At 41.2% G+C, this 19,875-nt stretch carries 31 protein-coding genes; all 31 read left to right on the top strand.

Going from position 1 to position 19,875, the window contains the following annotated elements; translation table 11 throughout:
* The first annotated feature begins 100 nt into the window (after positions 1–100).
* On the top strand, positions 101–1,813 hold the full coding sequence (uvrC, locus tag THETH_RS03795; RefSeq protein WP_322785260.1) for an excinuclease ABC subunit UvrC: 1,713 nt from the start codon (positions 101–103) through the stop codon (positions 1,811–1,813).
* Positions 1,810–2,262, top strand: coding sequence for a hypothetical protein (locus tag THETH_RS03790; protein WP_013932058.1), 453 nt, complete (start codon positions 1,810–1,812; stop codon positions 2,260–2,262). The genes uvrC and THETH_RS03790 overlap by 4 nt, the downstream gene beginning before the upstream one ends.
* Positions 2,259–3,545 carry a nucleotidyltransferase gene (locus tag THETH_RS03785; protein ID WP_013932057.1) on the top strand — a complete coding sequence of 429 codons (1,287 nt, stop codon included), beginning with the start codon at positions 2,259–2,261 and terminating at the stop codon, positions 3,543–3,545. Before THETH_RS03790 ends, THETH_RS03785 begins: the two co-directional genes overlap by 4 nt.
* A 227-nt stretch (positions 3,546–3,772) precedes the next feature.
* The gene (gene rpsL, locus THETH_RS03780) at positions 3,773–4,147 is read left to right on the top strand and encodes a 30S ribosomal protein S12 (RefSeq protein ID WP_013932056.1); all 375 of its coding nucleotides are present in this window, start codon (positions 3,773–3,775) and stop codon (positions 4,145–4,147) included.
* Between the two features lie 18 nt (positions 4,148–4,165).
* A complete protein-coding gene (gene rpsG, locus THETH_RS03775) occupies positions 4,166–4,633 on the top strand; it encodes a 30S ribosomal protein S7 (RefSeq protein WP_013932055.1) in 468 nt (155 codons plus the stop codon).
* A gap of 8 nt (positions 4,634–4,641) precedes the next feature.
* Entirely contained in the window at positions 4,642–6,723 is a 2,082-nt protein-coding gene (gene fusA, locus THETH_RS03770; protein WP_041446559.1) for an elongation factor G, read from the top strand.
* 21 nt (positions 6,724–6,744) lie between these two features.
* Complete coding sequence (tuf, locus tag THETH_RS03765) at positions 6,745–7,944, top strand: elongation factor Tu (RefSeq protein ID WP_013932053.1); 1,200 nt, start codon at positions 6,745–6,747, stop codon at positions 7,942–7,944.
* Between the two features lie 68 nt (positions 7,945–8,012).
* Complete coding sequence (gene rpsJ / locus THETH_RS03760; RefSeq protein WP_013932052.1) at positions 8,013–8,321, top strand: 30S ribosomal protein S10; 309 nt, start codon at positions 8,013–8,015, stop codon at positions 8,319–8,321.
* Positions 8,322–8,337: 16 nt separating this feature from the next.
* Positions 8,338–8,973, top strand: coding sequence for a 50S ribosomal protein L3 (rplC, locus tag THETH_RS03755; protein ID WP_013932051.1), 636 nt, complete (start codon positions 8,338–8,340; stop codon positions 8,971–8,973).
* A gap of 19 nt (positions 8,974–8,992) precedes the next feature.
* Positions 8,993–9,673 (top strand): 50S ribosomal protein L4, encoded by a 681-nt coding sequence (gene rplD, locus THETH_RS03750; protein WP_013932050.1) that lies wholly within the window; start codon positions 8,993–8,995, stop codon positions 9,671–9,673.
* Positions 9,670–9,972, top strand: coding sequence for a 50S ribosomal protein L23 (gene rplW / locus THETH_RS03745; protein WP_013932049.1), 303 nt, complete (start codon positions 9,670–9,672; stop codon positions 9,970–9,972). The genes rplD and rplW overlap by 4 nt, the downstream gene beginning before the upstream one ends.
* A 15-nt stretch (positions 9,973–9,987) precedes the next feature.
* Complete coding sequence (gene rplB / locus THETH_RS03740) at positions 9,988–10,815, top strand: 50S ribosomal protein L2 (RefSeq protein WP_013932048.1); 828 nt, start codon at positions 9,988–9,990, stop codon at positions 10,813–10,815.
* Positions 10,816–10,830: 15 nt separating this feature from the next.
* On the top strand, positions 10,831–11,118 hold the full coding sequence (rpsS, locus tag THETH_RS03735) for a 30S ribosomal protein S19 (protein ID WP_013932047.1): 288 nt from the start codon (positions 10,831–10,833) through the stop codon (positions 11,116–11,118).
* A 14-nt stretch (positions 11,119–11,132) separates the two neighbouring features.
* The gene (rplV, locus tag THETH_RS03730; RefSeq protein ID WP_013932046.1) at positions 11,133–11,555 is read left to right on the top strand and encodes a 50S ribosomal protein L22; all 423 of its coding nucleotides are present in this window, start codon (positions 11,133–11,135) and stop codon (positions 11,553–11,555) included.
* 13 nt (positions 11,556–11,568) lie between these two features.
* A complete protein-coding gene (rpsC, locus tag THETH_RS03725; protein WP_013932045.1) occupies positions 11,569–12,198 on the top strand; it encodes a 30S ribosomal protein S3 in 630 nt (209 codons plus the stop codon).
* A gap of 20 nt (positions 12,199–12,218) precedes the next feature.
* The gene (gene rplP, locus THETH_RS03720; protein WP_013932044.1) at positions 12,219–12,647 is read left to right on the top strand and encodes a 50S ribosomal protein L16; all 429 of its coding nucleotides are present in this window, start codon (positions 12,219–12,221) and stop codon (positions 12,645–12,647) included.
* On the top strand, positions 12,644–12,844 hold the full coding sequence (rpmC, locus tag THETH_RS03715; RefSeq protein WP_013932043.1) for a 50S ribosomal protein L29: 201 nt from the start codon (positions 12,644–12,646) through the stop codon (positions 12,842–12,844). Before rplP ends, rpmC begins: the two co-directional genes overlap by 4 nt.
* A gap of 5 nt (positions 12,845–12,849) precedes the next feature.
* A complete protein-coding gene (rpsQ, locus tag THETH_RS03710) occupies positions 12,850–13,134 on the top strand; it encodes a 30S ribosomal protein S17 (RefSeq protein WP_013932042.1) in 285 nt (94 codons plus the stop codon).
* Complete coding sequence (rplN, locus tag THETH_RS03705; protein ID WP_013932041.1) at positions 13,131–13,499, top strand: 50S ribosomal protein L14; 369 nt, start codon at positions 13,131–13,133, stop codon at positions 13,497–13,499. Before rpsQ ends, rplN begins: the two co-directional genes overlap by 4 nt.
* A 30-nt stretch (positions 13,500–13,529) precedes the next feature.
* Positions 13,530–13,853 carry a 50S ribosomal protein L24 gene (rplX, locus tag THETH_RS03700; RefSeq protein ID WP_013932040.1) on the top strand — a complete coding sequence of 108 codons (324 nt, stop codon included), beginning with the start codon at positions 13,530–13,532 and terminating at the stop codon, positions 13,851–13,853.
* A 14-nt stretch (positions 13,854–13,867) separates the two neighbouring features.
* Positions 13,868–14,419: a 50S ribosomal protein L5 gene (gene rplE, locus THETH_RS03695; protein ID WP_013932039.1), complete on the top strand. Its 552-nt coding sequence runs from the start codon at positions 13,868–13,870 to the stop codon at positions 14,417–14,419.
* A gap of 13 nt (positions 14,420–14,432) precedes the next feature.
* Positions 14,433–14,618 (top strand): type Z 30S ribosomal protein S14, encoded by a 186-nt coding sequence (locus tag THETH_RS03690; RefSeq protein WP_013932038.1) that lies wholly within the window; start codon positions 14,433–14,435, stop codon positions 14,616–14,618.
* 16 nt (positions 14,619–14,634) lie between these two features.
* Positions 14,635–15,039 carry a 30S ribosomal protein S8 gene (rpsH, locus tag THETH_RS03685; protein WP_013932037.1) on the top strand — a complete coding sequence of 135 codons (405 nt, stop codon included), beginning with the start codon at positions 14,635–14,637 and terminating at the stop codon, positions 15,037–15,039.
* 14 nt (positions 15,040–15,053) lie between these two features.
* Positions 15,054–15,608 (top strand): 50S ribosomal protein L6, encoded by a 555-nt coding sequence (gene rplF / locus THETH_RS03680; protein ID WP_013932036.1) that lies wholly within the window; start codon positions 15,054–15,056, stop codon positions 15,606–15,608.
* A gap of 15 nt (positions 15,609–15,623) precedes the next feature.
* Complete coding sequence (gene rplR, locus THETH_RS03675; protein ID WP_013932035.1) at positions 15,624–15,992, top strand: 50S ribosomal protein L18; 369 nt, start codon at positions 15,624–15,626, stop codon at positions 15,990–15,992.
* A 15-nt stretch (positions 15,993–16,007) separates the two neighbouring features.
* Positions 16,008–16,550: a 30S ribosomal protein S5 gene (rpsE, locus tag THETH_RS03670; RefSeq protein ID WP_013932034.1), complete on the top strand. Its 543-nt coding sequence runs from the start codon at positions 16,008–16,010 to the stop codon at positions 16,548–16,550.
* The gene (rpmD, locus tag THETH_RS03665; protein WP_013932033.1) at positions 16,543–16,734 is read left to right on the top strand and encodes a 50S ribosomal protein L30; all 192 of its coding nucleotides are present in this window, start codon (positions 16,543–16,545) and stop codon (positions 16,732–16,734) included. The genes rpsE and rpmD overlap by 8 nt, the downstream gene beginning before the upstream one ends.
* Before the next feature lie 9 nt (positions 16,735–16,743).
* A complete protein-coding gene (gene rplO, locus THETH_RS03660; RefSeq protein ID WP_041446557.1) occupies positions 16,744–17,187 on the top strand; it encodes a 50S ribosomal protein L15 in 444 nt (147 codons plus the stop codon).
* Entirely contained in the window at positions 17,188–18,468 is a 1,281-nt protein-coding gene (secY, locus tag THETH_RS03655; RefSeq protein ID WP_013932031.1) for a preprotein translocase subunit SecY, read from the top strand.
* A gap of 1 nt (position 18,469) precedes the next feature.
* Entirely contained in the window at positions 18,470–19,135 is a 666-nt protein-coding gene (locus THETH_RS03650; RefSeq protein ID WP_013932030.1) for an adenylate kinase, read from the top strand.
* Positions 19,122–19,871, top strand: a complete 750-nt coding sequence (gene map / locus THETH_RS03645; protein ID WP_013932029.1) for a type I methionyl aminopeptidase — start codon at positions 19,122–19,124, stop codon at positions 19,869–19,871. Before THETH_RS03650 ends, map begins: the two co-directional genes overlap by 14 nt.
* Positions 19,872–19,875 lie beyond the last annotated feature (4 nt).

The raw sequence follows: 19,875 nt of genomic DNA, 5'->3' as shown, positions 1-19,875 counted from the left end.
TTTGCAGTCCCCCTGGTTAAGAGCAGTTTTTAAGTTGTTGAGACTCATTCTCAATTATAACCTTAGGCACTTCAGCAGTCAAGTTAAATAGTGAGATAGAATAAATGATGGGAGGAAGGTAAAGCTGTCAATAGAAGAAAAAGCCAAACAAGCTCCAAATCTGCCTGGCGTGTACATCTTTTACGGTCCAAATGGAGAATATTTGTACATTGGAAAAGCCAAAAACCTTAGAAAAAGGTTAAAGAGCTATTTTTCAAACAGTTCAAAAACTAACAGAAAAATGCAACAACTACTTCAAGAAGCAATAGATCTAGATTTCACGATAGTCGAAAACGAGCGGGAAGCACTTTTGCTTGAAGCAAATTTGATATACACTTACAAGCCGAAGTACAACGTCATGCTTAAAGATTCGCAACATTATCCTTATATAGAAATCACAAATGATCTGTTTCCGACCATCAGAATAACCAGAAACAAAATTGCCAATTCAGAATACTTTGGGCCGTACACTGATGCAAATTTTGTGAGAGACCTTGTCGATTTTCTACAACAAGTCTACAAGTTTAGAACTTGCGAGAAAGATTTGTCCAAACCAATCAGAAAACCTTGTATGGACTATTACCTTCACAGATGCGAAGCCCCTTGCGTTGGTAACATTACACACCAAGAGTATTTTGAAAAATGCATTCTTCCGACCAAAAACTTCCTGAAAGGAGATATTCTCTCCACGCTTGAACTAATCAAAAGGAAAATGAAAATACACGCTGATATGCTTGATTTTGAAAACGCCGCAAAATACCGTGACTTGCTATTCAAATTTGAAAAAGTTATGCAAAAACAACAGGTTGTGGTTGAACCTTGGAGAAACCTTGATGTCATAGGCCAATGCAAGAACGTTTTTGTGGTATTTCGCGTTAGAGGAGGATACTTGGTTGGAAAATTATCATACGAAATGGAAGGAGATTTAAAGGATTTTCTTTTCAACTACTACATTGTGAACAGAAACGAAATTCCACCAGCTGTAGTTTCTAAAAAAGCTGTTAATGTTGAAAATCTTGTAGTTTCAAGAAAACCGATGGACGAGGTTGAATCAGGTCTGCTTAAAAAAGCCATGATTAACGCTCAAGAAAGTTTACAGCACATTCAAACCAATTTGGAATACCTCAGAAAAATGCAAGAAATTCTCAACCTTTCAAAAATTCCTATTAGGATAGAAGGAATTGATGTATCGCATCTTCATGGGGAGTTGACGGTAGCATCAGTTGTGGTCTTTGTAGAAGGAAATGCACAAAAAGATGAATACAGACATTACAGGTTCGACACACAATCGATGGACGATTTAGCAGTTATAAGACAACTTGTTCTTAGAAGATATTCAAAGCATTCGCTTCCAGATTTGATCTTCGTCGATGGTGGACAAGAACAGGTTAAAACTGTCAAAGAAGCGTTAAAATCGATTGGAAAAGATTGCGACGTTGTTGGACTCGCAAAAAAAGAAGAAATTATCCACACAATCAATGGACCCGTCCGATTACCTTTGGATAACCCAGTACTTAGAATTTTGGTCAAAATTAGGGACGAAGCACACAGATTTGCAAACAGTTTCCACGCTAAATTAAGGTTGAAAAAACTGCAGCAGACTGTTTTTGACCAAATAAAAGGAATCGGTTCAAAGAGAAAGGAGAAGTTACTTGCGCATTTTGGTTCGGTTCAGAAAATAAAGGAAGCGTCCGTTGAAGAAATAGCCAAAGTGATCAAGAACAAAAAGTTGGCTGAGGAAATTCTCAAAAAGCTAAAGGGGGAATCTTCGTGAAGTTTTTGCCATATTTTATACTTCTTCTTGGAATCGTGATTGCAACAATAGGCTTTTTGTTTGTCCTTGCTTATGTTTTGTTGAACCATTTGATGCCGTTTGTGAAAGATTTGCTCAACGTTTCTGTAACATCCTCAAAATGGTTCTTGCTTGTAGCCGTTTTCACACTTTTGACAGGTTTGAGTTTATCATTCTACACTTTGAGAAAAAGTTCTGATCAAAGTGGTTTGCTTTTTCTGCTTACTTGTATTGCTTCGATCACTCTGTCCACAATAGTTCAAATATGGAGAACGATTGTCACAGGCCTTGCGTGGATTGGGATTGAATTGCTTGGAAACTACGCAAATATTGGTGTGGTCAAAATTTTCTCAATGATTTTTTTGCTTTTCAACATCGTTTTATTAACATTCTGCTATGTCTTGATAAGGGAGGAAAGAAGAAACAAATGAAAGTCCTTGGTATCGTGGTCGAGTACAATCCATTTCACAACGGGCATGAATACCACTTAAAAAAGGCTAAAGAAATTGTCAATCCCGATTTTACAATAGCGGTTATGAGCGGGAATTTCTGTCAAAGGGGCGAACCAGCAATAATAAGCAAATTTGCAAGAGCTGAGATAGCTTTAAGAAGTGGTATCGATGTGGTTTTTGAACTACCATTTGTTTTTGCGGTGCAAGATGCTGGCGGGTTTGCAAAAGGAGCCATATGGATTTTGAAATCAACGAACGTTGTGACAGATATAGTTTTTGGAAGCGAATCAGGTGACCTTGATTTTTTAAAGAAAGTCGCAGAAGTACTGATCAAACAACCCGAACCATTTCCAGTCTTAATGCGCGAAGAGCTGAAAAAGGGATTTTCTTTTCCAAACGCCCGTAAAAACGCGCTTCGCAGATATTTTGAATTCTCTGGAGAGTTGAACCCCTTGGAAGTCTCAAAGATAGAAAAATCCAACGATATACTTGGCTTAGAATATGTTCGATCGGCAATGGAATTGAACTTCAAAGTGAATTTCCATACTGTAAAAAGAGTTGGTGCCGAGGATCGTGATGAAGATTTTAAAGGCAAATTTTCAAGTGCTACAGCAGTAAGAAAGCAAATACTTGCTGGTAATTGGGACAAAGTTGCAGAATCCGTTCCGACGGTGAGTTACGAGATCATCAAAAGAGAAATAGAATCAGGAAGAGGACCTGTAACCTTGGAAGATATGGAAAAGATGATTCTTTCCGTTTTGAGGCTTTCAGATAGACAAACTTTATCGCGTTTTTATGGTTTCAGCGAAGGTATTGAAAAACGTTTTCTCGATTGTTCTTACAAAACAACAAACTTGAAGGATTTTTTCAACTGCGTCAAGAGCAAAAGATTCACGCTGAGTAAGATAAGAAGATTATCGCTTTACGCGTTCTTTGGTATAACCCAAGAATTTCTTGAATCATGTAATCAACTAGGTCCACAGTATTTAAGAATCCTGGGATTCACGGAAAAAGGTAGAAAAATTCTTTCAGTCATTAAGAAAAAGGCAAATCTTCCAATAATAACCAACTGTGCCGATTACAAGAAAGTTATCGAGCGTTGTTTGAAGGATGAAGATAAAAGATTTTCAATATCTCCTGATTTGTTTGAAAAACAAATACTGTTGGATATAAAGTCAACGGCAATTTACAACCTTCTTTTTACAAAACAGTCTGAAAGAAAAGGCGATGAAGATTTCAAAGCCACTCCAACCATAGTTTGAGGGATGCTAATCAGATATTTTGTTATATAAAGTTCAAATGATTGTTGTATTGAAATTCCCCGCACGAGGTATAATAAAGCTTGCGAAGGTTGTTTTCGCAGTAACAAACTCAAGTAAAGACAAAACAGATTTTTTGTGGTCAACTTGAAAGGATATTTATTCAGTTGACAAAATTTTTTCTTTATAATAAAATGAAGCTTTGGCATCAAAACGAAGGGAGGATACGAATGCCGACGATAAATCAGCTTATCAGGTTCGGTAGGGAAGAGAAGGTAAGAAAATCTAAAGCACCTGCACTAAGAGGCAACCCACAAAAACGTGGTGTTTGTATCCGTGTCACAACGATGACTCCAAAGAAACCAAACTCTGCTTTGAGAAAAATCGCAAGGGTTAGGCTGTCGAACGGCATAGAAGTTACAGCCTATATACCTGGTATCGGTCATAACTTGCAGGAACACTCTGTTGTTCTTGTAAGAGGAGGAAGGGTTAAAGACCTACCAGGAGTAAGATACAAGATAATCAGAGGAGCATTGGACGCAGCTGGTGTTGAAAACAGAAAACAGTCTCGCAGCAAATACGGTGCAAAGAGACCCAAGAAATAAGCGGAAGGAGGATTTTTTGTGAGGCGAAGACGCGCGAAAATTAGACAAATAGCACCTGATCCTGTTTACGGTGATGTTTTAGTGGCAAAGTTTATCAATAAAATCATGTGGGATGGCAAAAAAACTGTAGCTCAAAAAATTGTTTACCGTGCCTTTGACTACATCAAGCAAAAGCTTGGTAAAGATCCATTGGAAGTTTTCAAGCAAGCTGTTGAAAATGTCAAACCAGTCTTGGAAGTCAGACCAAGACGTGTGGGAGGAGCAACTTACCAAGTTCCAATAGAAGTTCAAGAACCACGTCGGACCTCTTTGGCTTTGAAATGGATAATCGAAGCAGCTCGCGCAAAGAAAGGAAAGCCAATGTATTTAAAACTTGGTGAGGAATTGATAGCTGCTTACCAAGGCACAGGAGCAGCAATCAAGAAAAGAGACGACGTTCACAAAATGGCTGAAGCAAACAGAGCGTTTGCACATCTGCGGTGGTGAAAGGAGTAATTATGGACTACGAGAAAATCTATTTGCCACTTGAAAAGATTCGCAACATAGGAATAATGGCTCACATAGATGCCGGTAAAACAACAACCACGGAGCGCATACTTTATTACACCGGCAGAAAGCACGTGCTTGGAAGCGTCGACGAAGGAACTGCAACAATGGATTGGATGATCCAAGAAAAAGAACGTGGTATAACCATAACTGCCGCTGCAACGACATGTTTTTGGAAAGGACATCGAATTAACATTATAGATACGCCCGGGCATGTGGATTTTACCATTGAGGTTGAAAGAGCTTTGAGAGTGCTCGATGGCGCTATAGCAGTCTTCGATGCAACGGCAGGAGTTGAGCCACAAACTGAAACTGTTTGGCGGCAAGCAAACAAATACGGCGTTCCACGAATTGCTTTCATGAACAAGATGGACAAAATTGGTGCGGACTTTTTTATGTCGATAAAAAGCATGGTTGAACGCCTTCACACAAAACCAGTACCAATTCAAATACCAATTGGTTCTGAAAAAGACTTTGTTGGAGTTATCGACCTTGTGCGGATGAAAGCGATATATTGGGAAAGTGAAGACGGATCTGTTTTCATCGAAAAAGAAATACCGGCTTATTTGATAGATAAAGCCGAAGAAGTGCGAGAAGAGATGATATCAGCTCTTGCAGAAGAAGACGATGAAATTTTGGAATTGTATCTAAACGAAGGAGAAATACCAGAGGAAAAAATCAAATCCGCCATAAGAAAGCTGACAATTCAAAACAAAATAGTTCCAGTCTTATGCGGAGCGGCTGCTAGAAATAAGGGTATCCAACCACTTTTAGATGCTGTGGTTGATTACTTACCATCGCCACTTGACATTCCACCTGCCAAAGGTTTCACACTCGATGGAAAAGAAATTGAAATACCACCATCAATCGACCATGATTTTGTTGGGCTTGCATTTAAAATACAAACAGATCCTTATGTTGGCAAACTTACTTATGTTCGTGTTTACGCTGGAAAACTTGAAAAAGGCAGTTACGTATACAATTCAACCAAACAAGTTCGCGAGAGAGTATCAAGACTTGTTTTCATGCACGCAGATAGAAGAGAAGACGTTGATGTGGTCAGAGCAGGAGATATAGTTGGAATCGTGGGCATGAAGAGCACAACGACCGGGGATACACTGTGTACGGGAACACCAGTTTTGCTCGAAAAAATCGACTTTCCAGAACCGGTTATATCCATTGCTGTTGAAGCTGTTACGCATGACGATGAGGAAAAAATGATGAAGGCGATAAATGCCCTTGCAGAGGAAGACCCAACCCTACGCGTTTCAGTTGACAAAGAAAGCGGTCAAATAATACTCTCGGGAATGGGCGAGCTTCACCTTGAAATAGTAACAGATCGTCTTAAGAGAGAATTCAACGTCAATGTGAGAACCGGTAAACCTCAAGTTGCATACCGTGAAACCATACGCAAAGCTGCTGAAGCTGAAGGTAAGTACATTCGCCAAACTGGTGGTCGCGGTCAATATGGTCACGTTATCATGAGGTTTGAACCTTTACCGCTGAATGAGAATAAAATCTTTGAATTTATCGATAAAACCGTTGGAGGAGTTATTCCAAAGGAATACATACCAGCTATAGAAGAAGGAGTAAAAGAAGCCATGGCAACAGGAATCGTAGCTGGATATCCAATGGTTGGAATAAGAGCAATACTGCTAGATGGATCATACCACGAAGTTGACTCATCCGAAATGGCTTTCAAAATAGCAGCAAGCTTGGCTTTTAAAAACGCCGTAAAGCAATGTGATCCTGTTCTTCTGGAGCCAATCATGAAAGTTGAAATAGTTACGCCGGAAGAATACGTTGGTGGAATAATCGCTGATTTGAACTCAAGAAGGGCACAAATCGTTGCACTAGAAACTAGAGGCAACTTGAGAGTAATAAGAGCACTGGCTCCTCTTTCTGAGCTATTTGGCTATGCAACTGTACTGAGATCTTTGAGCCAAGGTAGAGCAAGTCATGTTGTACAATTCTCACACTATCAAGAAATGCCAGAGAAAATCCTTGAAAAAGTACTTAAAGCGGTCTAAATCTAAAAGGAGGGAGTATTAATGGCTAAGGAAAAATTTGTGAGAACAAAACCGCATGTCAACGTTGGTACAATTGGTCACATCGACCACGGTAAAACTACCTTGACGGCAGCTATGACAAAGTACTTGTCCTTCAAGGGACTTGCCCAATACGTACCGTACGATCAAATCGACAAGGCACCGGAAGAAAAAGCAAGAGGTATAACCATCAACATCACACACGTTGAATATCAGACGGAAAAAAGGCACTACGCACACATCGATTGTCCTGGACACGCTGACTACATAAAGAACATGATCACCGGTGCAGCTCAAATGGACGGAGCAATCTTGGTTGTCGCAGCAACAGATGGTCCAATGCCACAGACAAGAGAACACGTGCTGCTTGCAAGACAGGTTAACGTTCCTTCTATGGTCGTGTTTTTGAACAAAGTCGACGCTGTTGATGACCCAGAACTGATTGATTTAGTGGAGATGGAAGTTAGAGAACTTTTGACAAAATATCAATATCCTGGCGACGAAGTTCCTGTTATTCGCGGTTCTGCTTTGTTGGCAATGCAAGCAGAAGATCCAAATGATCCTGCGTTCAAACCGATTCAGGAACTTTTGGATGCTCTTGACAACTACATTCCTGAGCCTGTAAGAGAAGTCGATAAACCGTTCTTGATGCCAATAGAAGACGTTTTCTCGATAACTGGCCGTGGAACAGTTGTCACCGGAAGAATTGAGCGCGGAAGAATTAGACCCGGTGATGAAGTGGAAATAGTTGGACTAAGCTTTGAAAAGAAGAGAACAGTTGTCACGAGCGTCGAAATGTTCAGAAAAGAACTCGATGAAGGAATTGCAGGTGACAACGTTGGATGCTTGCTGAGAGGTATTGACAAAGACGAAGTCGAGCGCGGCATGGTTATTGCAGCTCCCGGTACTGTTACACCACACACAACATTCGTTGCAAACGTCTACGTCTTGAAGAAAGAAGAAGGTGGACGCCACACACCATTCATGAAAGGCTACAGACCGCAGTTCTACATAAGAACAGCGGACGTAACGGGAGAAATTATTGAACTTGGAAACAACGCGGAAATGGTCATGCCTGGAGACAACGCCATGCTTACGATCAAGCTGATATACCCAGTTGCAATCGAAAAAGGAATGCGATTTGCTATACGTGAAGGTGGAAAGACAGTTGGAGCAGGCGTTGTTGCTGAAATCATCGAGTAAACAATTTTTCCGGGGGGCACAAGCTCCCCGGTCTTGGTCTTTCACAACAAAAGGAGGGGACAAAATTTATGCCTGGACAAAGAATCAGAATAAAACTTAAAGCTTACGATCATAAAGTTCTTGACGAGTCGGCTAAGAAAATCGTAGAGGTTGCAAGAGCCACGAATGCAAAGATATCTGGACCCGTTCCTCTGCCGACGGAACGAACTTTGTACGTTGTGTTGAGATCACCACACAAGCACAAAGACTCGAGAGAACAATTTGAAAAGTGCGTTCATAAAAGACTTATCGATATAATCGATCCTTCGCCGAAAACTATCGATGCGTTGATGAAAATAAATCTTCCAGCAGGCGTCGACGTAGAGATCAAACTCTGATCTTGGAGGTGCAACCATGGCGAAAATGATCTTGGGAAAGAAAATTGGTATGACAACTTTGTTCAAGGACAACGTGGCAATACCAGTTACCGTCATATTGGCTGGTCCTTGCTATGTTATTCAAAAGAAAACAACAGCAACAGATGGATATTCTGCTGTTCAAATAGGCTTTGATCTAGCGAAAAAAGTCAACAAACCGATGGCTGGCCATTTTGCCAAAGCCGGTGTAAAACCTTTGAGATTTTTGAAAGAGCTTCGCTTAAACGATGATTCTGAAGTTGAAAAGTATCAAATAGGTCAAGAAATAAAGGTTGATATATTCAAAGAAGGCGAAAAAGTCGATGTCATCGGTTGGACAAAAGGTAGAGGATTTGCCGGAGCAATTAAGCGTTGGGGCTTTTCCGGTGGACCAAGATCTCACGGTTCGAAATTTCACAGAGAACTAGGTTCATTGGGACAACACACAGAGCCAGCAAAAATCTTCAAAGGTAAGAAGATGCCTGGTCGATATGGTAACGAACGAGTGACCATACACAACCTAGAAGTCGTGAAAGTGGATCCTGAAAACAACCTGTTGGTAGTTAAGGGCTCGGTACCAGGTGCAAGGGGTAGTTTGGTTATAATAAGAAGTCCAAAGAAGGTCCGAGTGTAATCTTTAGGGAGGAATTGATATGGCTGTAATAGACCTGTACAACGTGAAAGGACAGAAAATCGGAACAAGAGAAATCAGCGATGAAGTTTTCAACATTGATCCTAATTACGACGTAATGTGGCGGTACGTTGATTATCAATTATCCTTGCGCAGAGCTGGTACTGCCAGTACAAAAACCCGCGGCGAAGTCAGCGGAGGTGGCCGCAAACCTTGGCCACAGAAACATACGGGAAGGGCTAGACACGGTTCCATTAGATCACCAATATGGCGCCACGGTGGAGTGGCACATGGTCCAAAACCAAGAGATTGGAGCAAGAAACTTCCAAAGAAGATGAAAAAGCTTGCTTTGAGATCCGCTTTATCACAAAGATTTAGGGAAGGTAACCTAATCGTCGTCGATGATATAAAACTTGAGAAACCTTCGACTAAAGAAATGATAGGAATACTTAAAAACCTTGGTTTAGACGGACAAAAGGTTTTAATTGTTCTACCTTGGAAAAATCCAGAGTATGAAAACGTGAAGCTTTCCGCCAGGAACTTAGAAACCGTCAAAGTCATCATCGCTGATAATCCTGGGGCAAGGCGCGAAGATGAAAGAGCCATTCGAATAGATGGTCTGAACGTATACGATATAATGAACCACGACAAATTGGTCCTAGCATGGGACACGGTAGTGAAAATCGAGGAGGTGCTCAAATGAAAACTGAAAAACTAACTGTCTACGATGTCATCATCAGACCAATAATTACAGAAAAGAGCATGAACCTTAGGGCACAGAACAAGTATGTCTTTGAGGTCCATCCTTCTGCCAACAAAAGTATGATAAAACAAGCTGTTGAAACCATTTTCAACGTTAAAGTCAAAAGCGTAAACGTTTCAAACGTGAAACCAAAACCGAAAAGAAGGGGACTGTTTGAGGGTAAAACAAGATCATGGAAAAAAGCCGTAGTTACACTTGAAGAAGGCTATACAATTAAGGAACTGGAAGGTCAACAATGAGAGAGGTGAAAAAACATGGGTCTTAAGAAATTCAAACCCGTCACACCTGGTAGAAGGTTCATGGTAATACCTGACTTTTCCGAAATAACCAAAACCGAGCCCGAAAAATCCCTTATAGTACCTTTGAAGAAAACAGGTGGAAGAAATCATCATGGTCGCATAACCGTAAGATTTCGAGGCGGCGGACATAAACGAATGTACAGAATCATCGACTTCAAACGCGATAAAATAGGAATTCCCGCCAGAGTGGAAGCAATAGAGTACGATCCGAATAGAACAGCTAGAATTGCCCTTTTGCTTTACGCCGATGGCGAGAGACGCTATATTTTGGCTCCAAATGGCCTTCAGGTTGGAGACATTGTCATGAGTGGTCCTGATGCTGAGATAAAACCGGGAAATGCTCTGCCACTTGAAAAAATTCCACTTGGTACTCTCGTTCACAACGTTGAATTTAGACCTGGTTCTGGTGGAAAAATTGCCAGGGCAGCCGGTACATATTGCCAAGTCATGGCAAAGGAAGGAGATTATGCACTTCTTAGAATGCCATCGGGAGAGCTACGAAAGATTCACATCAAATGCTATGCCACGATTGGTGTTGTGGGCAACGAAGATCACAAAAACGAAGTAGATGGAAAAGCTGGAAGACCTCGTTGGAAAGGTCGAAGACCTCATGTTAGAGGTATGGTTATGAACCCTGTCGATCACCCAATGGGTGGAGGAGAAGGTAGAGGAAAAGGACAACACCCAGTTACTCCTTGGGGTATTCCAACGAAGGGTTACAAGACTAGACGTGGTAAGAGACCATCAGACAAGTTCATAGTCAGAAGACGCAACGAAACATAAGGAGGTGTGGAATGAATGGCTCGTTCCAAGAAAAAGGGCCCTTATGTCGATCCAAAACTTTTGAAAAAAATAAGGATACTGAACGAGACAGGGGAGAAAAAGATCATAAAAACTTGGAGTAGAGCTTCTACAATCGTGCCAGAAATGGTTGGACATACGATAGCTGTACACAACGGTTTGAAACACATACCTGTTTATATAACCGAAAATATGGTTGGACATAGACTTGGAGAATTTGCTCTTACCAGAAGGTTCGGTGGACACGCCGATAAAAAAGCCGCGACGAAAGGTCAAGTTAAGTAAGGGGGTAAGAAATCATGTCCAATGAAACGGACAAAAAAAGACCAAAGAGATCTGTCCAAAAAAGACAAGAAGAACAAAACCAGCAAAAACCTATTGAAGTTAGCGCAACCGGAAAATATTTAAGACTATCACCTAGAAAGGCAAGGTGCGTAATCAACGCAATAAGAGGCAAAACCGTAGCTGAAGCACTACAAATTCTTCAAATGTCACCAAAAAAAGCCGCAAGGTTAGTTGAAAAAGTTTTACAGTCTGCCATTGCAAATGCCGAAAACAACGCAAAACTCGATGTAAGCTCTCTTTATATCTCACATTGTGTTGTGAATGATGGTCCACGTTTGAAGAGAATATGGTACCGTGGTCGCGGAAGAGCTGATATAATTCAAAAGCGAATGTGCCACATAACTGTGAAACTCAAACCTATTGAAACAAAAGCTTAAGAGAGGTGATACGGTGGGTCAGAAAGTACATCCCAGGGGATTTAGGCTTGGTATAAGTGCAGATTGGCAAGCACAATGGTTCAACGAGAAAGACTACGCTTCTTGGTTGCTGGAAGACGAAAAAATAAGGGAGATTGTTAAAAAGACTTATGGTCAAGCTGGCATAAGTGAAGTCTTCATAGAAAGAGCTGGAAATGAAGCAGTAACGATCACCATAAAAACTGCCCGCCCAGGTATGATCATAGGCAAGAAAGGGGCGGAAATCGGAAAGTTCAGAGAAGATCTTGAAAAGCTTTTAAATAGACGTGTCGTGATAAACGTTGAAGAGGTTAAGACGCCCGAGACTGATGCAAGATTGGTTGCAGAAACTTTGGCATCGAGAATAGAAAAAAGAGCTTCTTACAAAAGAGCTATGAAAAGAGCCATCTCTGACGCGCTAAGAAAAGGTGCTCTTGGGATCAAAGTTATGGTTGCTGGAAGACTTGCTGGTGCTGAAATAGCCAGAAGAGAATGGTACCTAAGTGGCCGCTTGCCTTTGCAAAAAGTCAAGGCGATTATCGACTACGGTACAGCGATAGCAAAAACAAAATATGGAACCATAGGAGTTAAAGTTTGGATTTACAAAGGTGATGTTCAGACCTGACACAAGGAGGTTTTGATACCATGCTGATGCCAAAAAGGGTTAAATACAGAAAACAGCAACGCGGAAGAATGAAAGGCGAAGCAAAAGGTGGAACAACTGTTGCCTTTGGAGAATGGGGATTAAAAGCCCTCGCTCCGGCTTGGATAACATCTCAACAAATAGAAGCAGGAAGGCTTGCCATAATGAGGTATCTGAAAAAATCAGGTAAGATTTGGATCAGAGTGTTTCCGGATAAACCGTACACCAAAAAGCCGGCTGAAAGCAGGATGGGTAAAGGAAAGGGAAACGTTGAAGGATGGGTCAGCGTCGTCAAACCTGGCAAAATTATTTTCGAAGTTGCAGGTGTAGACGAACAAACAGCCAAAGAGGCATTGCAATACGCAGCTTCAAAATTGCCGATCCCCACAAAAATAGTTGCCAGAAACCCACTCGGGGGTGAGCCGGCATGAAAGCAAAGGAATTGAGAAATTACACAGATGAAGAACTCAAAAAATTGCTGGAAGAAAAGAAAAAACAATTCATGGAATTGAGATTTCAACATGCAATGGGTCAGTTGAGAAATACAGCCCTTTTGAAGGAAGTCAGAAGGGATATAGCAAGGATCAAGACAATTCTTCGTGAAAGAGAGCTTGGTATAAGGAGGTAAAAATTATGCCGAGAAAAAGGTTGATTGGGGTTGTTGTCAGCGATAAAATGGACAAAACAATCGTAGTTAAAGTCACAAGAAAATTTCAGCATCCTTTGTACAAGAAAACCATAGAAAGATCTAAAAAATATCACGCACACGATGAATTTAATCAATGCAAAGTTGGGGACATAGTTGAGATAGAAGAATGCCGGCCTTTGAGCAAGACAAAAAGATGGAGACTGGTAAGAATTCTCGGACATGAAGAAAAAATAGCTTCGCAAGTGCCCGAGGAGGGTGAGGAAGTATGATTCAAAAGGAAACGTATTTGGATGTTGCCGACAACTCTGGAGCAAAAAAATTGAGAGTTATACACGTTTTAGGCGGTTTCCACAAAAAGTACGGAACCGTAGGGGATATAGTGGTTTGTTCCGTTAGAGAAGTCGTACCAAACACGGGTATAAAGAAAGGCGAAATCGTTAGAGCTGTCATCGTGCGAACCAAAAAGACAATTAGAAGACCAGACGGTACATACATAAGGTTCGATGACAACGCAGCAGTGGTGCTCGACAAGTTCAATGAACCAAGAGGAACAAGAGTCTTTGGGCCTGTGGCTCGTGAAATACGCGAGAAAGGCTTCATGAAAATAGTTTCTCTTGCCCCAGAGGTTTTATAAAATTTGTTTTGCTGAAAGGTGGTAAGAGCTATGAAGTTGAAGATTAAAAAAGGAGATCTTGTAGAAGTTATTTCCGGTAAAGACAAAGGCAAACGTGGTAAAATATTGGCTGCTTTACCAAAGGAAGGAAAGGTAATCGTCCAAGGTGTAAATATAGTGAAAAAGCACCAAAGACCGATTCCACAGCTTCGCGAAGGTGGAATAATAGAAAGGGAAGCCCCAATTTACGCTTGCAAAGTCATGCTTGTTTGTCCAAACTGCGATAAGCCAACACGCGTAGGTATGAAATTCCTAGAAGATGGAAGAAAAGTGAGAGTTTGCAAAAAGTGTGGCGAAATAATTGACAAAGCGTGAGGAGGAATTCAAAAATGGGCAACAATTATGTTCCACTGAAAGACAAGTACTTGAATGAAGTAGTACCAACCTTGATGAAAGAGTTCAATTACAAAAATATCCATCAAGTTCCAAAAATCGAGAAAATAGTTATAAACATGGGAATCGGAGAAGGAGCAAGGAATCCTGACTTGCTCAACAGACATTTGCAGGAGCTTGCGGCAATAACAGGTCAAAGACCAGTTATAACCAAGGCAAAAAAGAGCATTTCAAACTTCAAGATTAGAAAAGGAATGAGTATTGGTTTGAAAGTAACTCTACGTGGCGTGAGAATGTGGAACTTTTTGTACAAATTGGCTAACATAGTTCTTCCAAAAGTTAGAGACTTCAGAGGACTGAATCCAAATTCTTTTGACGGACGTGGAAACTATTCCTTTGGGTTGACCGAACAATACGTCTTTCCAGAGATTACTCCAGATCAATCCCCCAGAGCCCAAGGTATGGACATAACAATAGTCACAACGGCAAAGACCGACGAGGAAGCCCGCAGGCTTTTGGAATTACTTGGACTGCCCTTCAGAAAGTGAGAGGAGGTATACAATGCCAAGAAAAGCGCTTATCGAAAGATGGAAAAAACCCAAGAAGTTCAAGGTAAGAGAATACACAAGATGCAAAATCTGTGGAAGAGCTAGATCAGTTTACAGAGAATTCAACTTGTGCAGGGTTTGCTTCAGAAAAATGGCACTGGAAGGAAAACTCCCTGGTGTCAAGAAAGCCAGCTGGTAAAAAGGGAGGGAAAGCGATGTGGAGTGACCCAATAGCCGATATGCTAACTCGCATCAGAAATGCAAACGCAGCAATGAAAGACTTTGTGGATGTTCCGGCTTCAAATTTGAAAAAAGCTATTTGTGAAATTCTCAAACGTGAAGGTTTTATACAAGACTTCAAATACATTGAAGATGGAAAACAAGGTATACTCAGAATTCAGTTGAAATATAAAGGTCAAAGGAAAAATCGCGAGCGGGTTATCAAAGGTATCGTTAGGGTTTCAAAACCTGGTAGAAGAATATACGTTGGCAAAGATGAGATACCGAAAGTAAAAAACGGCATAGGCATTGCCATACTCACAACATCCAAAGGAGTACTTACGGACAAGGAAGCACGCGCTCTTGGAGTAGGCGGAGAAGTCATAGCCTACGTATGGTAAGGAGGTAAGCAACCATGTCAAAGCTGGCTAAAAGACCCATTGTGATTCCACCGAACGTTCAAGTTCAACTGATTGAAAATAAAGTAATTGTAAAGGGCCCAAAAGGAACCCTTGAACAAACTTTGTCTCCATATGTAGTCGTCAGCGTTGAGGATGGAAAAATTTACGTCAAACAAAACGAAGCTGCCTTGGTGAGAAGATCAATGAGAAAAACTTTGAAAATGCACCAGGGTACCTATTGGGCTTTGATCCGAAACATGGTAATAGGAGTAACTCAAGGCTACGAAAAACAACTGGAAATAGTTGGAGTTGGTTACAGAGCACAGGTTCAAGGCAAAAAATTGACACTCCAAGTTGGTTACACACACCCAGTTGTGATGGAAGTACCAGAAGGTCTTTCTGTTGAAACTCCCACACCTACGTCAATAATAGTCAGAGGAGCAGATAAACAAAAAGTTGGACAATTTGCTGCAGAAATCAGAAAAGTCAGAGAACCGAACGTTTACACCGGTAAGGGTATCATGTACAAAGGTGAAGTCATAAGACGTAAAGAAGGTAAGAAAGCTTAAAGGAGGCATGAGAAAGTGATCAAGAAGGAAGATAGAAAACTCAAAAGAAAAAAGAGACATTTGAGAATTAGAAAGAAAATATTCGGTACTCCTGAAAGACCTAGGTTGTGCGTTTACAGAAGTGAAAAGCACATTTATGCTCAAATCATCGATGATACAATTGGTCACACTCTTGTGGCAGCTTCTACTTTGGACCGAGAACTGGCTGGAAAGCTCAAGAAAACTTACAACATAGAAGCTGCAAGAGAAGTTGGTAAACTCATAGCTCAAAGAGCTCTTGCAAAGGGTATCACCCAAGTGGTTTTCGATCGCGGGGGTTTCAAATTCCATGGCAGAGTTAAAGCTCTTGCCGACGCGGCAAGAGAAGCCGGCTTGAAGTTCTAAGGAGGGTGGTTGAGCATGGAGCAAATTCTTGAAGAAGAAATTGAAAGACAAGAATCGTCTGAAATAGAAGAAAGAATAGTTGAAATAAGAAGAACAGCAAAAGTTACCAAGGGTGGAAAGACTCTTAGTTTTAGAGTCCTTGCCGTTGTTGGAAACAGAAAAGGGAAAGTGGGAATAGGAATAGGAAAAGCTAGGGAAGTACCAGATGCCATAAAGAAAGCCATCGCAGCTGCAAAAGCTTCAATGATAGAAGTTCCTCTTTACAAACACACAATTCCACACGAGACAGAAGCAAAGCAGGATGCCTCAAGAGTTTTGATAAAACCTGCTGCACCTGGTACTGGAATAATCGCTGGAGCAGTCGTAAGAGCAGTTCTTGAGCTTGCCGGAGTACGAAATGCTTTGACTAAATCTCTCGGTTCAACGAATCCTGTTAACCTGGCAATTGCCACGATTAAAGCTTTGCAAAACTTGGTGCCACCAGATAAAGCAGCAAAACTTAGGGATGTTTCAATAAGTCAAGTATTGTATGGCCAGGGAGGTCGTAAAAATGGCTAAGCTCGAGATAGAACTTGTGAAAAGTCCTATTGGTTATAAACCCGATCAAAGAAGCACAGTTAAAGCCCTGGGACTTAGGAAAATACGTGACAAAGTTGTTAAAGATGATACTCCACAAATCAGAGGGATGATAGAAAAGATTAAGCATCTGGTGAGAGTCAGAGAAATAGAGAAGGGGGAATAACAGATGGCAATGAGGTTGGAGGATCTCAGACCAACACCGGGTGCTGTTAAAGAAAGAAAAAGAGTCGGAAGAGGAAAAAGTTCTGGTCATGGAAGAACATGCGGAAGAGGTCACAAGGGACAAAAAGCACGCGGTACAGGTAAAGTGCATCCCTGGTTCGAAGGTGGTCAAACACCTTTGCATAGAAGGTTGCCAAAAATTGGTTTCAAAAGCTTCACACATAAGGAATATGCTATAGTTAATCTCAAAACTTTGGAGGAAAAGTTCCAAGCAAATGAAGAAGTCACTCCTGAACGCCTTTTGGAAATGGGGATAATCAAGAAGATCAAAGATGGCGTTAAAATACTCGGAGATGGCGATTTGACAAAGCCTCTCATAGTCAGAGCCCATGCGTTCAGCGAGAAAGCAAAGAAGGCAATAGAAGCCGTAGGTGGCAAAGCTGAGGTGATTTAGGTGTGGCAAGCTTTGAAAAACGCATTTAAGATAAAAGAATTGAGGGATAGGATTCTATTCACCATAGCCGCTTTGATTGTATTCAGACTAGGAATATACATACCAATACCCGGTATCAACATAATAGCATGGGCGGAGGCTTTCAAAAGATTTGGAGAAGGCGCGATCGGTGGAATAATTAGCTTTTATGATGTTTTCACCGGAGGTGCTTTGGAAAACTTTTCGATCTTCGCCATGAGCGTTACCCCATACATAAACGCTTCAATTGTTCTACAACTTCTGTCCTCGGTGATACCAAGCCTGCGAGAAATGCTCAGAGAGGGAGAAGAAGGCAGAAAGAAATTTGCAAGGTACACAAGAAATCTGACAGTAATTCTTGGTGCATTCCAATCCTTTGTTGTATCCTTCAGTTTGGTTAGGCAAAGCCCAGACATAGTTGCCTATGGACTTCATCCGATGGTTTTTGTTATGGTTGCAACAATCACAATGTTGAGCGGAACGATGTTTTTGCTTTGGCTTGGCGATAGGATAACTGAAAGAGGTATTGGAAATGGTATATCGATCATAATCTTTGCAGGCATCGTTGCAAGATATCCAAACTATTTCGGTAGAATTCTGCTTGGAAGGTTAGACCTTTTCGGTTGGATCTTCTTGATAACCATTGCTTTGGTAACAGTTGCTGGCATCATCTACGTTCAACAAGCTGAGCGCAGGATTTCCATTCAATACGCCACAAGAATAACTGGTCGTAGAGTCTACGGTGGAGCATCAACTTATATACCTGTTAAGGTCAACCAGGCTGGGGTCATTCCAATAATCTTCGCAAGCGCGATCGTTATGATACCCGCTGCGATTGCTCAAATGACCGGATGGACGGCCTTGCAAAAAATTTTTGGCGCGACGAGTCCATTTTACGTGATCCTTTATGGTTTGCTAGTTTTCTTTTTCACGTATTTCTACAGCGTAATAGTCTTCGACCCGCACGAAGTGGCTGAAAACATCAAAAAATACGGTGGATTCATACCTGGTATAAGACCAGGGAAGCCAACGGAAGAGTACATCCAAAAAATCGTAAACAAAGTTACTTTCATGGGAGCGGTATTCTTGGTTATAATTGCTTTGCTCCCACATTTTGTCCAAGCAGTTTCAAAGGTTGACATAGTGATAGGCGGAACATCAACCCTCATAGCAGTTGGTGTTGCTTTGGATGTTGTACAACAAATGGAAGCTCACATGATAATGAGACATTATGAAGGATTCATAAAGAAGGGGAAAATATAGTATGAGAATCATTTTGCTTGGTCCCCCAGGTGCGGGAAAGGGTACGCTCGCCAAGGATCTTTGTAAGGAATTTAACATACCCCATATCTCTACAGGTGATCTTTTTAGGGAAGCCGTGGCTGCTGGCACAGAACTTGGCAAAATGGTTCGTGAAATTTTAACAGCAGGTAAGCTTGTACCTGATGAAATCGTCAACCAAGTGGTTGCAGAAAGGCTTAGAAAAGAAGATTGTAAAAGTGGTTTCATCTTGGACGGCTATCCACGCACCATAGCTCAAGCAGAATTTTTGGAGAAAGAACTTTCAGCTTTAGGAAAAAACATAGACGCTGTCTTGTATCTTCAAATCAGTGAAGATGCCGTTGTAAAAAGACTTACAAACAGGCGTATATGCCCAAAGTGTGGTAAAATTTACAACATGGTATCCATGCCTCCAAAATTCGACGAAACATGCGACGACTGTGGAGAAAGGCTTATAACCCGAGATGACGACAAAGAAGAAGTTGTCAGAAACAGATACAAAGTCTACATTCAAGCTACAGAACCGCTTGTCAATTTCTACGAAAAGCGTGGGATTCTTTTCAAAATTAATTCCGACTGTGAACACGAAGAACTTATAAAAAACGCACTTGAAGTTCTTGAAAAGGTGAGAAAAAGTGGTAAGGATTAAATCAGAAAAAGAAATCGCAGATATGAGAATTGCATGCGAAGCGGTTGCAACTGTGTTAAAAGAACTCAAAAACCTTGTGCAAGAAGGAAACAATGCGTATGATATTGAAAGGTACGTCCTTGAAAGGCTCAAACAGTTGAACGTCAAACCAGCTTTTAAAGGTTACAGAGGATACAAATACGCAACATGTGTTTCCGTAAATCATGAAATACTGCATGGGGCACCACTCAAAACCAAGGTCTTCAAAAAGGGCGATATAGTGTCAATAGACGTAGGAGCGGTTTACAACAACTATTACGGTGATGCCGCTGTGACTTACATAGTTGGTGAATGCGATGAGGTTGGTTTAAAACTGGTAGAAGTCACAAAACTTGCTTTGTTTAAAGCTTTGGATGTCGTCAAAGCTGGTGCAAGGATCGGAGATATTTCACATGCAATACAAAGCACTGTTGAAGCTTATGGTTTCAATGTTTTGAGAGACTATGTTGGACATGGTATAGGTAGACAACTTCACGAAGAACCAGAGATACCCAATTACGGTCAACCTGGAACAGGAAGAATCTTACTGGATGGTATGACGCTTGCCATAGAGGTCATGGCATGTGAGGGAAGTTATGAGACAAAGCTTTTGGACGATGGTTGGACAGTAGTCATGGCTGACGGTAAAAGAAGCGCTCATTTCGAACACACCGTGGTTGTTAGAAAAGATTGCGCTGAGATTTTAACACCATGGTGAGAGG

It is taken from the genome of Pseudothermotoga thermarum DSM 5069 (genome assembly GCF_000217815.1).
In the GTDB taxonomy this organism is placed as follows: Bacteria; Thermotogota; Thermotogae; order Thermotogales; family DSM-5069; genus Pseudothermotoga; species Pseudothermotoga thermarum.
Note: the sequence above shows the minus strand (reverse complement) of the source record. Positions and strands in the feature narration are given on the sequence as shown.